The sequence below is a fragment of the Thermomonas aquatica genome (assembly GCF_006337105.1).
In the GTDB taxonomy this organism is placed as follows: Bacteria; Pseudomonadota; Gammaproteobacteria; order Xanthomonadales; family Xanthomonadaceae; genus Thermomonas; species Thermomonas aquatica.
The window spans coordinates 1,509,293-1,522,581 of the sequence record NZ_CP040871.1; the positions used below are offsets into that span (position 1 = coordinate 1,509,293).

Sequence of the window (13,289 nt, forward strand, 5' to 3'; positions counted from 1 at the left end):
GACCTTAGCCAGCCCCCGGGGCGAAGTCAACGGCAAATCGAACCGGATTTGCCCGCCGGCGCGGCATGACCTCCGGCAACTCGCGCCGGGCTTGGGTTTCACCGAAGATTCAAGGATCGCGGCGGAAAGTGTGAATGCGCCTTCTCGGCGCCCGACCGCCGTCCCACCCCGGAGTCGTACCGCAATGCAGCACCCGCTCCCCGCCAACACCCCCCGTTCCACTGCCCGCACCACCTTGCTGGCATTGACCGCCGCCGCGGCCTTCGGCGGCTTCGCCGCCACCTCGATGCAGTACCTGCTGGACCAGCCCGCATCCGCCGAGCCCGCGCCAAGCGCCGCCACCGTGCCCGCCACCGCGGCGCTGCCGGCGGTGGTCAACGGCACCCCGATGCCCTCGCTGGCGCCGATGCTCAAGCGCGTGCTGCCGGCGGTGGTCAGCGTCAACACCAAGCAGCGGGTCCGGGTGAACACCCCGTTCGGCGACGACCCGGTGTTCCGCCGCATGTTCGGCATCCCCGAGGAACGGATCGCCCAGTCGCTGGGGTCCGGCGTGATCATCGACGCCCAGCGCGGCCTGGTGCTGACCAACAACCATGTGGTCGAGGATGCCGACGAGGTGCAGGTGACCCTGGCCGACGGCCGCAGCCTGAAGGCCGAGTTCGTCGGCAACGATGCCGATACCGACATCGCGCTGATGCGCATTCCCGCGCAGAACCTGACCGCCATTCCCGTCGCCAACAGCGACCGCCTGCAGATCGGCGATTTCGTGGTGGCGGTCGGCAATCCGTTCGGGGTGGGGCAGACGGTGACCAGCGGCATCGTGTCGGCGGTCGGCCGCAACAACCTGCCCGGCGCCGGCTTCCAGAACTTCATCCAGACCGATGCGTCGATCAACCCCGGCAATTCCGGCGGCGCGCTGGTCAACCTCAACGGCGAGCTGATCGGCATCAACACCGCCAGCTTCAACCCGCGCGGTTCGATGGCCGGCAACATCGGCCTCGGTTTCGCCATCCCGTCCAACCTCGCCAGCAACATCAAGGACCAGTTGCTGGCCGGTGGCGTGGTCAGGCGCGGCACGCTGGGCATCGATACCCAGGACGTGGATGCGCGCAACATGCGCGCGCTGGGCCTGGCCGAAGCGCGCGGCGCGGTGGTGACCCGGGTGTATCCGGGTTCGGCCGGCGCTGCGGCCGGGCTGAAGGTCGGCGACGTGATCCTGGCCGCGAACGGCGAACACATCGACAACGCCGAGGCGCTGCGCAACTTCCAGGGCCTGCAGGCGGCGAACGCGCGGGTGACCCTGGACCTGCGCCGCGACGGCAAGCCGCTGCAGCTCGTCAGCGGCCTGCGCGAGGCACCGAAGGCGCTGGCCGGCAACCAGCTGGACGAACGCCTGGCCGGGGCGAGCTTCGCCGAGCTGCCGGAATCGCTGCGCCGGCAAGGGCTGTCCGGCGTGCTGGTCGACGAGGTGGCGCGCGGCAGCCGCGCGGCGCAGAACGGCCTGCAGAAGGGCGACGTGATCCTGGCCGCGAGCAGCGGCGAGTTCACCGACCTCGGCGGCTTCCGCGCCTCGTTCGGCGCGCAGCCGCAGCAGCTGGTGCTGCGCGTGCTGCGCGGCCGCAACAGTGGCCAGTTGCAGATGCGTTGAACGTAATGCCTCCAGGCGACACCATCGCGCCGTGACAGGCGCATCACGCGGGAACTGCGATGCTGGGGTTTCCGCCCATGTTCGAGGATTCGCGATGAGCAGCAACACCGAAGCGTTGAAGAGCAACCTGGGCGAGGCCGGCACCCACCTCAAGCAGGCCGCCGTGGCCGCGGGCGATGCGCTGAAGAGCGCCGCCAGCGCGGCCGGCGACGAGATGAAGCTGGGCAAGGCGCAGATGAAATCCGAACTGGCCGATGGCGCGCTGGCCGGCATCAGCGCCGGCGAGCACCTGGGCGGCGCCACCGGCGAGCAGGTCGACGTGCTGATGGAGAAAGGCCGCGATCTGATCGACAGCGCCGCCGAACTGATCCGCGAACGCCCGCTGGCCGCGTTCGGCGTGGCCTTCGCCGCCGGCTGGATCATCTCCAAGCTCGCGCGCAGCGAGAAGTAAGCCGGCTCATGCGCGCTGACGGGGACGCGCCGCAGGCGGAGGAACCATCCGGGCAGGCAGACGCTGCCGCGCCCGGCCTCGAGGATGCCTGGCGCGAACTGCGCGCGGAAGGCCGCGCCGGCCTGAAGGCGGCGACCGACGCCGCCAAGGCCATGCGGATCCTGGTCGCCGCCGACATTTCCCTTGCGCGCAGCGCCTTCGGCCGCACCCTGGCCTTCACCGCGGTCGCCATCGCCTTCGGCGCGTCGTCCTGGCTGCTGTTGATGGCGGCGCTGATCGCGGCCCTGCAGAGCGCCGGCCTGTCGTGGCTGTGGGCGCTGCTGCTGGCCGCGCTGTTGAGCGTGGCGGTGACCGTCGGCGCGGCCATCGCGGCGATGCGCTACTTCGAACACACCCGCCTGCAGGCGACCCGCCGCCAGTTCGCCCGGCTCGGCTTCGGCGAACTGGCCGATTTCATGCCGGATGCGGACAGCCATGAGTCCAGCGCCGATGCCGCGCAACGGGTGGCCGAGGCGAATGCGGGCGATCCGCTCAAGAAGGGCCTGGGCATCGACGTGACCAAGCCCTAGCTTCCACCCAATCTCTGGAACCGACCGATGGGATTCGACGCACTGATCACCAAGGTGCAGCAGGCGGAAGCCGCGCTGGAATCGCGCGAGCGCCGCACCAGCGAGCAGTGGACGCGGCTGAAGTCGAGCTGGCGCGCGGCATGGACGCCGGGACGCATCGTCGTCGCCGGGCTGGCCGCGGGCTTCCTGGTCGGCCGCGCACGGCCGCTGCGTGCGGCCGGCGGCGGCGGCGTGCTGCAACTGCTGACCGCGCTGTCCGGCCTGCTGGCCAGCGGCAGCGCGCAGGCCGCCGCCGAACAAGCCGGCGACGCCGCCGATGCCGCACAACAAACCGCCACCGCCACGCAGGACACGCCCGCACCATGACCACCAGCGCGACCGAGCCGGCCACGCCGGGCGCGGCCCCCGAAACAGCGGCACGTCCGCGCGCGCCATTGGCATTGGTGGTGCTGGCGGTGCTCGCGGTCGGCTACACCCTGTGGGCCACCCAGGACCTGATCCTGCCGGTGCTGCTGGCGATGTTCTTCGCCCTGATCGGCAACCCGATCATCCGCCTGCTGCAACGCATCCGCGTCCCGCGCTTCCTCGGCGCACTGGCGGTGCTGTGCAGCGGCATCGCGCTGATCGTCATGCTCGGCCAGCAACTGGTGCAGCCGGCCGGGGAATGGATCCGCGAGGCGCCGCGCGAGCTGCGCAGCCTCGCGCCCAAGCTGCAGAAGCTGACCAAGCCGGTGCAGGACGCCAACAAGGCGGCGGAGAACATCGCCCGGGTCGCCGGCGGCGAGAGCGCGGCCAAGCCGGTGCAGGTGGTCAAGACCGAGGTCAACGATCCCTACCGCTCGCTCACCGCCACGCCGATGCTGGCGGCCTCGGTGCTGGCGGTGGTGCTGCTGACCTTCTTCTTCATGGTCTACGGACAGGATCTGCAGCGCAACGCGATCGCGCTGCTGCCCGACCGGCAGAAGAAACGGGTCACGGTGGAGATCCTGCACGCGATCGAAACCGAGGTCAGCCGCTACGTGCTGACCATCAGCGTGATCAATGCGGTGGTCGGCCTGGTGTTCGCCGGCTGCCTGTTCTTCATCCTCGGCCTGCCGCTGGACGAAGCCCTGCTGTGGGGCACGATGGCGGCGATCCTCAACTTCGCGCCGTATGTCGGGCCTCTGATCGGGATCGTGGCGATGCTGCTGATGGGTTTCGCCAGCTTCGACGAACCGCTGCGCGCGCTCGTGCCGGCCGCCATCTACCTGGGCCTGCACACGCTGGAGGGACAGATCGTCACCCCGATCGTGCTCGGCCGGCGGATGGCGCTGTCGCCGCTGGTGCTGATCCTGGCGCTGATGGTGTTCGGCTGGCTGTGGGGCCTGGCCGGCCTGCTGCTGGCGGTGCCGCTGCTGGTCTGCGTGAAGATCGTGCTGACCAAGGTCGAAGGCATGGACGGCTGGGCGAAGTTGCTCGAGTAAGGCGCGGCTGGAATCGGCATCACGGCGGCGATCCCTGGCCGGCCCTACAATGCGCCGGTGAATTTCCCCGTCCGCGCCATCAGCCTCGACCTCGACGACACCCTCTGGCCGTTCGCCCCGATCGGCGAACGCATCGAGCGCAGCCTGCACCATTGGTTCGTCGAACACAGCCCGGCCACCGCCGAACGCTTCCCGGTCGCGGAGATGCGCGCGCTGCGCGAACGCGTGTTCGCCGAATTCCCCCAGCATGCGCACGACCTCGGCCTGCTGCGCCGGCTGACCATCGAACGCGCGCTGCGCGAGAGCGGCAGCGACCCGACCCTGGCCAGCGCCGCGCACGCGATCTTCTTCCGCGAGCGCAACCGCGTCGATTTCTATGCCGATGCGCAGGACGCGTTGCAGCGCATCGCCTCGCGGCTGCCGGTGGCGGCGTTGACCAACGGCAATGCCGACCTCGGCGAGATCGGCATCGCCCCGCTGTTCCGCTTCCAGCTCGGCGCGCGCGAATACGGCGCGGGCAAGCCCGATCCCGGCATCTTCCTGGAAACCTGCCGTCGCCTCGAGGTGGCGCCGCACCAGGTGCTGCATGTCGGCGACCATCCGGAGATGGACGTGGCCGGCGCCGCGAACGCGGGGCTGCGCAGCTGCTGGATCGACCGCGGCGACCACGCCTGGCCGGACGCCTTGCCGCCGGCCGATCTGCACTTCACCACCCTCACCGCGCTGGCCGACTGGCTGGACGCAACGCAAACCAACGAGAAAGCCGCATGACGCTACCCGCAGGTTTCGCCACGCCCGACCAGGCCAGTGCGCCGCATTCGCTGCATGTCGTCACCCGCGACGGTTTCGACGCATGGCGCGACGCCCAGCCCGCGCCGGTGCAGGCCTGGCTGGCGGCGCAGCGTTTCGACGGCAGCGCCGGCAGCGCGATCAGCTGGGCCGACCAGCACGGCGGCATCGGCGGCGCGGCGATCGGCATCGGCGATGCGCTGGATGCGTATTCGTACGCGCACGCGCCGACCGCCTTGCCGGGCGGCGACTGGCGCGTCGTCACCGAACTCGACGCAGGCGCGCGGCACGCGCTGCAGCTCGGCTGGGGCCTGGGCTGCTATCGCTTCGACCGCTACAAGGCGGGCAAGCGCGCGCCGGCGCGGCTGGTCGCCGACGCGTTCGATGCGGAAACCCTCGACCTGCTGGCCGCCTGCGTGCGCGTGCGCGACCTGGTCAACACGCCGACCGAGCACATGGGCCCGGACGAACTGGAAGCGGCCGCGCGCGCGCTTGCCGCAGCGCATGGCGCAAGCATCGGCGTGGTCGCCGGCGACGACCTGCTCGCGCAGAACTATCCCGCGATCCACGCGGTCGGCCGCGCCAGCCATCGCGCGCCGCGGATCATCGAACTGGCGTGGGGCGACGCCGCGCATCCGCACGTGGCGATCTGCGGCAAGGGCGTGTGCTTCGACACCGGCGGCCTGGACATCAAGACCGCGGTCGGCATGCGCAACATGAAGAAGGACATGGGCGGCGCCGCGCACGCGCTGGCGCTGGCCGGGCTGGTGATGGCGCGCCGGCTGCCGCTGCGGATCACCCTGCTGATCGCCGCGGTGGAGAATTCGATCGGCCCGAACGCGTTCCGCCCCGGCGAAGTGATCGCCACCCGCAAGGGCGTCAGCGTCGAGATCGACAATACCGATGCCGAAGGCCGCATCGTGCTGTGCGATGCGCTGGCCCGCGCCGGCGAACTCAAGCCCGACCTGCTGCTCGACTTCGCCACCCTCACCGGCGCCGCGCGGATCGCGCTCGGCCCCGACCTGCCGGCGCTGTATGCGAACGACGACGCGCTGGCCAACGATTGGCTGCTCGCCGGCCAGCGCAGCCGCGACCCGCTGTGGCGGATGCCGCTGTGGCGCCCCTACCTGCGCTACCTCACCAGCGGGATCGCCGACATCGCCAACGGCAGCGCCAGCACCATGGCCGGCAGCGTCACCGCCGCGCTGTTCCTCGAGCGCTTCGTCGCCGACACCCAGGCCTGGGGCCATGTCGACGTCTACTCGTGGAACGATACCGACCGCGCCGGCAAGCCCGCCGGCGGCGAGGCGCAAGGGCTGCGCGCGACCTACGCATTGCTGAAGCAGCGCAGCGCGCGCTAGAGCCAGCCTTTCTGCCGGGCGAGGCGGTAGGCCTCGATCCGGTTGCCGACGCCGAGCTTGCCGATCGCCTCGGACAGGTAATTGCGCACGGTGCCCTGCGAGAGATTGAGCTGCGCGGCGATCTCGCCGGCGGACAGGCCATCGCCGGCCAGGCGCAGCACCTGGCGTTCGCGGTCGTTGAGCGGGTCGGCATCGCTCCATGCGTCGAGCGCGAGCTGCGGGTCGATGGCGCGACCGCCGCGGTGCACCTTGCGCAGCGCTTCGGCCAGGTCCTCGGCCGGCGCATCCTTGAGCAGGTAGCCGGACACCCCGGCCTCCAGCGCGCGGCGCAGGAACCCGGCGCGGGCGAAGGTGGTGACGATCACCACTTTCGTCGGCAGTTCGTGGCGCTGGATGCGCTGCGCGAGTTCCAGGCCGGTCAGGCCCGGCATCTCGATGTCGGTGACCAGCAGGTCGGGTTTCAGTCGCTGCAGTTCGCGCCAGGCGGCTTCGCCGTCGGCGGCGGCGCCGAGCACCTCGATGTCGGTTTCCAGGTTGAGCAACGCGGACAAGGCGCCGCGCACCATCGCCTGGTCCTCGGCCAGCAGGATGCGGATCATGCGCGCGCACCTGCGTTGCCCGCCGCATCGGCCGCATCCGGGACCGCGCGCAACGGCGCGACCGGCTCGCGCCAGGCCAACGGCAGGCGCACCAGCAGGCGGGTGCCGCCGCCACGCGGCGAGTCCACGCTGAGCGTGCCGCCGAGCGCGCGCACGCGGTCGCGCATGCCGGCCAGGCCATTGCCGTCCGCATGCACGCCGCCGCGGCCGTCGTCGCCGATGCACAGCTGCACGGTCTTCGCCTCGCGCACGAATTCGATCCGCGCCCGCGCCGCCTGCGCATGCCGGGCGATGTTGGTCACCGCTTCGCGCAGCACCAGCGACAACCCGCGCTCGACCTCCGGCGGCAACTCGTCCGGCGGCGCATCGTAGTCCAGCTGCACCTGCGAGGATTCCAGCATCAGTTTCGCCGAGGCGAGTTCGGCGGCAAGGTCGGCGGAACGGATGCCGGTGACCGCGCTGCGCACCTGCGCCAGCGCGTCGCGCGCCACGCGTTCGGCTTCTTCCATGTGCAGCCGCGACGCGGGGGATCGCGATCGGCCAGCTTGCGCGCCAGTTCGAGCTTCAACGTGATCAGCGACAGCGTGTGGCCGAGCAGGTCGTGCAGGTCGCGGCCGATGCGCTCGCGCTCGGCGGTGGCGGCGAGCCGCCGCACTTCGTCGTGCGAGAGCGCGAGCGCGGCGTCCTTCTCCTGGCTGCTGTGCTCGACATTGACGATGATCCCGATCACCAGGGTCATCGCCGGCACCCACAGCAGCATCTGCAGCGGATAGCCGATCCACGCGGCGAGCGAGAGGTAAACCGCGTTCATCGCCAGCAGCTGCAGGATGTAGGCGCGCAACGTCGGCCGCCGCGCGTTCGTGCGCAGCATCACGCAGCCGAACACGAAGTAGCTGAGGCCGGACGGATACCAGCGCAGCAAGGCCATGCTCAACGCCGCCATGCCGACGGCATAACGCCACGCGTGGCGCCGCGGTGCCAGCAGCACCTTCGCGTACAGCCACAGGAAGATCGGATACGACAGCACGGTCAACAGCAACCAGCGCGTGTCGTAGCCGCCGCCGAACAGCGGGGTGAGGAAGATCCATATCGTCCACAGCAGGTGCACGCCGTCGGCCCACGGCGACTTGCCGCGGCGGATCGCCTCGGCCACCGCGCTGTCCGGGGCCGGGACCATCCGGCGTCGCAACCATGCAGGAACGTTCATGCCGTCATCCTAAGCGAGCACGCGCGCATCCGACGCCCGCCTCAACCGTTGCGGCGCAGGCGGCGCACCGCCAGCCACAGGCAGGCCACGGCGAACGCGCACAGCACCATGCCATGCGCCGCGCCGCTGCCCGCGTGCGGCATGCCCACTGCGGACAACGCCAGCTGGTTGAGGTGGTAGCTCGGCCACAGGCCGGCGATCTGCTGCAGGAACTTCGGCATCACCGACAGCGGGAACCACAGGCCGGACATGAAGGCCATCGGCAGGTAGATCATGTTGACCAGGCCGGGCGCGCCCTGGCCCTTGATCAGCGTCCCCAGCAGCAGGCCCAGCGCGCAGAACGGCACCACCCCGGCGACTTCCAGCGCGAACAGGCGCACGACCTGGATTGCGGTCAACGGCACGTGGGCGACGAACAGCGCCAAGCAAAGCAGCAGCGAGGCGATCACCGCGGCGACCAGCATCGCCATCGTCAGCTTGCCGATCAGGTAAGCGGCCGGCGGCATCGGCAACGCGCGCTTGAGGGTGAGCAGGCCGCCGTCGCGTTCCAGCGCCAGCGACACGCCGAAGCCGAACAGGCCCGGCGCCATCACCCCGAAGGTGGAATACGCGGCCAGCATGTAACGCGCCTGCTGGCCGTTGCCGTGGCCGAGCAGCACGCCGAACATCAGGTAGAACACGGTGGGAAACAACAGGGTCGGCAGCACGAAGCCGGGGCTGCGCAGGTAGCGCAGGATCTCGCTGCGGGTTTCCTGCAGGTAGGCGTTGACGATGCGGGCGCGCGGCATCGGCGGCGCGTGCGGACGCTCGGACAGGATCGACAGGTCGATGGGGCTGTTCATCAGGCGGCTTCCTGCAGGGCGATGTTGTCGTCGCGGGTGAGTTCGGTGAAGGCTTCGGCCAGGCCGGCGGCGCGCACTTCAAGCTGGGACAGGCTGGCGTCCTGCGCCAGCAGGCGGCGCACCAGCAGTTCCACGTGCTCGGTGGACAGGCACAGGCGATCGCCGTCGATGCGCGCCTCGGCCACTTCCGGCCATGCGGCAACATCCGCCAGCGACAGCCGTGTCGAGCACCACACGCGCTTGAGCGCGATCCGCGCGCGCAAGGCCTCGACGCTGCCCTCGCTGATGACCTTGCCGCGCGCCATCACGCAGACGCGATCGGCCAGCGCTTCGGCCTCTTCCAGGTAATGGGTGGTCAGCACCACCGAATTGCCTTCGGCGACCAGGTGGCGGATCGCCGCCCACAATTTCTGCCGCGCCTCGATGTCCATGCCGACGGTGGGCTCGTCGAGGAACAGCAGCCTGGGCCGCCCGCACAGCGCCAGCGCGAACTGCACGCGCCGCTGCTGGCCGCCGGACAGCTTGCCGTAGGGCCGCTTGAGCAGGTCGACGACGCCAGCCAGTTCCGCGCTCTCCGCCACGCTGCGCGGCGCCGGGTAGTAACTCGCGGCCAGCCGGATCAGCTCGCCGACCTGCAAGGTCGCCGGTAGTTGCGCGTCCTGCAGCATCACCCCGATGTGGCGGCGCGCCTCGATCCGCTGCGGATCCATGCCGAACAACTCGACGTCGCCGGCATCGGCGCGCACGAGCCCGAGCAGCAGGCCGATCGCGGTGGTCTTGCCGGCGCCGTTCGGGCCCAGCAATGCCAGCAGTTCGCCACCGCGCAATTCGAGGTCGATGCCGTCCAGCGCGCGCAACGCGCCATACGATTTGCCCGCGCCGCGCAAACGCGCCAGCGCGCCGTTGCCATGCTTGCCGTCCCGGTTCGCCATGTGGATGCCTCCGTGTGATGGCGGCAACGATGCGCCCGCGTCCCCCGCGCCGGCAGTCGCGCGCATCATCCATTCGGCATGACAACCGTCAGGTGACGGCGCGGGTCGCCGTCGCTAGCCTGCACACGCATCGGCCAGGCCATGCATGCCGTATCCCGCCCGCAGCCCCGCCATCGACATGTAAAGGAAACTTGACAGCCTGATGCGCATGCACGAAGGTGGCACCCGCCCTTCATTCCCCGCGTCCGCCTGCTCCTGCCCATGAATACATCTGCCGACCTGCTCAACTCGCTGAAGATCGACCGCAACGCGCCGCCGCCGGTGTCGCGCAAGGGCTTGTGGATCACGCTGGCGATCATCGCGGCGGTGCTCGTGCTCGCCATCGCCGCATGGTTCCTGTTCGGCCGCGACAAGGGCATCGAGGTGCGCACCGCCGAAGTCGTGGCCATCGGCAACGGCGGCGCGTCCAGCGCGTCGGTGCTGGATGCCACCGGCTACGTGGTGGCGCGGCGCATGGCCACGGTCAGCGCCAAGGTCACCGGCAAGGTGCGCGAGATCCTGATCGAGGAAGGCCAGCGGGTCGAGGCCGGGCAGGTGATGGCCACCCTCGACCCGATCGACGCCGAACAGCAGCGCGCGCTGTCCGCCTCGCAGTTGCAGGCCGCGCGCAGCCAGGCGGTCGGCGTGCAGGCGCAGCTGAAGGAAGCCGAAGCCAATGCCGCAAGGCTGGGGGCGCTGGTCGGCCAGAAGCTGGTGTCGCGCGCGCAGTTCGAGCAAGCCATCGCCCAGCGCGACGCGCTGCGCGCGCAACTGGCCGCCGCGCAGCGCAACGCGCAGGTGGCCGCCGACAGCCTGCGGATTTCCGCGCAGGGCGTGGACAACACCATCGTGCGCGCGCCATTCGCCGGCGTGGTCATCGCCAAGGCCGCGCAACCCGGCGAGATCGTCTCGCCGTTCTCCGCCGGCGGCGGCTATACCCGCACCGGCATCGGCACCATCGTCGACATGGATTCGCTGGAAGTGGAAGTCGAAGTCGGCGAGGCCTTCATCGGCCGGGTCAAGCCGGGCATGCCGACCGAAACCGTCCTCAACGCCTACCAGGACTGGAAGATCCCCGGCAAGGTGATCGCGATCATCCCCGCCGCCGACCGCGGCAAGGCCACGGTCAAGGTGCGCGTCGGGCTGGATGCCAAGGGCGATCCGCGCATCGTCCCCGACATGGGCGCGCGCGTCGGCTTCCTCGAAGCGGCCAAGCCGGTGCAGGCGGACGTGAAGCCCGGCGTGCTGGTGCCGGCCGCGGCGATCGTCGAGCGCGACGGCAAGGATGTCGCCTTCGCGATCAATGGCGATGCCGTGCAACAGCGCGCCCTCAAGCTTGGCCGCACCCTCGGCGACGACCGCGAGGTGCTGCAGGGCCTGAGCGGCGGCGACGCGGTGGTGCTCGACCCGCCCGAACAACTGGTCGACGGTTCCCGCGTGCGCCTGGCGCGTGAGGAAGCGGCTTCCGACGCGAACAACAACTGATCCGGCAACACAACGCATTCCAACGGAGCCGCCATGTCCACCCTCGTCAGCATCCGCAACCTGCACAAGACCTACCAGCGCGGCCCCGAAAAGGTCGACGTGCTGAAGGGCATCGACATCGACATCGACCAGGGCGATTTCGTCGCGCTGATGGGCCCCTCCGGTTCCGGCAAGACCACCCTGCTCAACCTGATCGGCGGGCTGGATTCGCCGAGCTCGGGCAGCATCGAGATCGCCGGCCAGCGCATCGACGCGATGAAGTCCGGCCAGCTGTCGCAATGGCGCAGCAACCACGTCGGCTTCGTGTTCCAGTTCTACAACCTGATGCCGACCCTGACCGCGCAGAAGAACGTCGAGCTGCCGCTGCTGCTGACCAAGCTGTCGGCGGCACAGCGCAAGCGCAATGCGGAAGTCGCGCTGCAGCTGGTCGGCCTGGCCGAACGCGGCAAGCACCGCCCGGCGGAACTGTCCGGCGGCCAGCAGCAGCGCGTCGCCATCGCCCGCGCCATCGTCTCCGACCCCACCCTGCTGATCTGCGACGAACCCACCGGCGACCTCGACCGCGCCTCGGCGGAGGAGATCCTGGGCCTGCTGCAGACGCTCAACCGCGAGCACGGCAAGACCATCGTGATGGTGACCCACGACCCCAAGGCCGCGGAGTACGCCACCCACACCCTGCATCTCGACAAGGGCAACCTGGTCGAGCAAGCCGCGCACGCCTGACGGAGCGCCGCGATGAAATATTTCCACCTGATCTGGGCCGCGCTGTTCCGCAGCAAGACCCGCACCCTGCTCACCCTGCTGTCGGTGGTCGCCGCCTTCCTGCTGTTCGGCATGCTGGATTCGGTGCGGGTGGCGTTCAATTCCGGCGGCCAGGTCTCCGGCGCCAACCGCATGGTCACCTCCTCGCGGCTGTCGATCACGCAGATGCTGCCGTACAGCCTGGACGCGCAGATCGACGCGATCCCGGGGGTGAAGCAGGCCGCGTACGCCGCCTGGTTCGGCGGCATCTACCGCGACCCGAAGAACTTCTTCGCGAACTTCAGCGTGAGCCCGGACTACCTGGACCTGTATCCGGAGTTCAAGCTGCCCGATGCGCAGAAGAAGGCCTGGCTGGCCGACCAGCGCGGCGCCATCGTCGGCGAATCGCTGGCCAAGCAGTTCGGCTGGAAGGTCGGCGACACCATCCCGCTGCAGGCCACGATCTTCCCGACCAGGGGCAGCAACAACTGGGAGTTCACCCTGCGCGGCATCTACCGCATCGACGACCCCAAGCAGAAAGGCCAGGAACGCGTGCTGTTCTTCCACTGGAAGTACTTCGACGAAGCCAACGACTACGTGAAGGGGCGCGTCGGCTGGTTCATCGTCAAGCCGGGGAACGCGGCGGTGTCCGATCGCGTTGCGCACGCCATCGACGCGCTCAGCGCGAACTCCGACCACGAGACCAAGACCCAGACCGAGGAAGCCTTCAACCAGGCCTTCGCCAAGCAGATCGGCGACATCGGCCTGATCGTCACCGCGATCATGGGCGCGGTGTTCTTCACCCTGCTGCTGCTGACCGGCAACACCATGGCGCAGGCGGTGCGCGAGCGCATCCCCGAGCTCGCGGTGCTGAAGACCATCGGTTTCAGCAACCGCAGCGTGCTGCTGTTGCTGCTGGGCGAATCGGTGTTGCTGGTGGCCTTGGGCGGCCTGATCGGGCTCGGCCTGGCGCCGTTGCTGATGCAGGCCGCGGTCGCCGGCAGCGGCGGCTTCATCCAGCTGCCTTCCACCTTGCCGCGCGAGACCCTGGCGATCGGCGTGCTGCTGATGCTGGCGTTCGGCGTGCTGGCGGGCATGCTGCCGGCGCTGCGCGGCATGCGCCTGAACATCGTCGATGCATTGGCCGGCCGATAAGGGAACAA

13 protein-coding genes and 1 pseudogene are annotated in these 13,289 nt (G+C 69.9%); 10 read left to right on the plus strand and 4 right to left on the minus strand.

Going from position 1 to position 13,289, the window contains the following annotated elements; translation table 11 throughout:
- Positions 1-184: 184 nt before the first annotated feature.
- The 7 genes from FHQ07_RS07295 (at position 185) to FHQ07_RS07325 (ending at position 6,281) form a co-directional block, all read left to right on the plus strand.
- A complete protein-coding gene (locus FHQ07_RS07295; RefSeq protein WP_139716184.1) occupies positions 185-1,648 on the plus strand; it encodes a Do family serine endopeptidase in 1,464 nt (487 codons plus the stop codon).
- Between the two features lie 94 nt (positions 1,649-1,742).
- A complete protein-coding gene (locus FHQ07_RS07300) occupies positions 1,743-2,099 on the plus strand; it encodes a hypothetical protein (protein WP_139716185.1) in 357 nt (118 codons plus the stop codon).
- Positions 2,100-2,107: 8 nt separating this feature from the next.
- A complete protein-coding gene (locus FHQ07_RS07305) occupies positions 2,108-2,668 on the plus strand; it encodes a phage holin family protein (RefSeq protein WP_240703444.1) in 561 nt (186 codons plus the stop codon).
- Between the two features lie 27 nt (positions 2,669-2,695).
- Positions 2,696-3,034, plus strand: coding sequence for a hypothetical protein (locus tag FHQ07_RS07310; protein ID WP_139716186.1), 339 nt, complete (start codon positions 2,696-2,698; stop codon positions 3,032-3,034).
- Entirely contained in the window at positions 3,031-4,131 is a 1,101-nt protein-coding gene (locus FHQ07_RS07315; RefSeq protein WP_139716187.1) for an AI-2E family transporter, read from the plus strand. Before FHQ07_RS07310 ends, FHQ07_RS07315 begins: the two co-directional genes overlap by 4 nt.
- A gap of 57 nt (positions 4,132-4,188) precedes the next feature.
- Positions 4,189-4,902: an HAD family hydrolase gene (locus FHQ07_RS07320; protein ID WP_139716188.1), complete on the plus strand. Its 714-nt coding sequence runs from the start codon at positions 4,189-4,191 to the stop codon at positions 4,900-4,902.
- On the plus strand, positions 4,899-6,281 hold the full coding sequence (locus tag FHQ07_RS07325; RefSeq protein ID WP_139716189.1) for a leucyl aminopeptidase family protein: 1,383 nt from the start codon (positions 4,899-4,901) through the stop codon (positions 6,279-6,281). The genes FHQ07_RS07320 and FHQ07_RS07325 overlap by 4 nt, the downstream gene beginning before the upstream one ends.
- Here FHQ07_RS07325 and FHQ07_RS07330 read toward each other — a convergent pair.
- The 4 genes and pseudogenes from FHQ07_RS07330 to FHQ07_RS07345 form a co-directional block, all read right to left on the minus strand.
- Positions 6,278-6,880 carry a response regulator transcription factor gene (locus FHQ07_RS07330; protein ID WP_139716190.1) on the minus strand — a complete coding sequence of 201 codons (603 nt, stop codon included), beginning with the start codon at positions 6,878-6,880 and terminating at the stop codon, positions 6,278-6,280. The genes FHQ07_RS07325 and FHQ07_RS07330 overlap by 4 nt on opposite strands.
- Positions 6,877-8,087 (minus strand): annotated as a pseudogene (locus FHQ07_RS07335) (sensor histidine kinase). Before FHQ07_RS07335 ends, FHQ07_RS07330 begins: the two are co-directional and overlap by 4 nt.
- Positions 8,088-8,128: 41 nt before the next feature.
- Complete coding sequence (locus FHQ07_RS07340) at positions 8,129-8,929, minus strand: ABC transporter permease (protein WP_240703445.1); 801 nt, start codon at positions 8,927-8,929, stop codon at positions 8,129-8,131.
- Positions 8,929-9,861, minus strand: a complete 933-nt coding sequence (locus FHQ07_RS07345) for an ABC transporter ATP-binding protein (RefSeq protein ID WP_139716191.1) — start codon at positions 9,859-9,861, stop codon at positions 8,929-8,931. The genes FHQ07_RS07340 and FHQ07_RS07345 overlap by 1 nt, the downstream gene beginning before the upstream one ends.
- Before the next feature lie 261 nt (positions 9,862-10,122).
- On the opposite strand from FHQ07_RS07345, the gene FHQ07_RS07350 reads away from it, so the two are divergent.
- The 3 genes from FHQ07_RS07350 to FHQ07_RS07360 are packed head-to-tail and all read left to right on the plus strand — an operon-like array spanning position 10,123 to position 13,281.
- Positions 10,123-11,385, plus strand: coding sequence for an efflux RND transporter periplasmic adaptor subunit (locus FHQ07_RS07350; RefSeq protein ID WP_139716192.1), 1,263 nt, complete (start codon positions 10,123-10,125; stop codon positions 11,383-11,385).
- A gap of 33 nt (positions 11,386-11,418) precedes the next feature.
- On the plus strand, positions 11,419-12,108 hold the full coding sequence (locus FHQ07_RS07355; RefSeq protein ID WP_139716193.1) for an ABC transporter ATP-binding protein: 690 nt from the start codon (positions 11,419-11,421) through the stop codon (positions 12,106-12,108).
- 12 nt (positions 12,109-12,120) lie between these two features.
- Positions 12,121-13,281, plus strand: a complete 1,161-nt coding sequence (locus tag FHQ07_RS07360) for an ABC transporter permease (RefSeq protein WP_139716194.1) — start codon at positions 12,121-12,123, stop codon at positions 13,279-13,281.
- Positions 13,282-13,289: the final 8 nt, after the last annotated feature.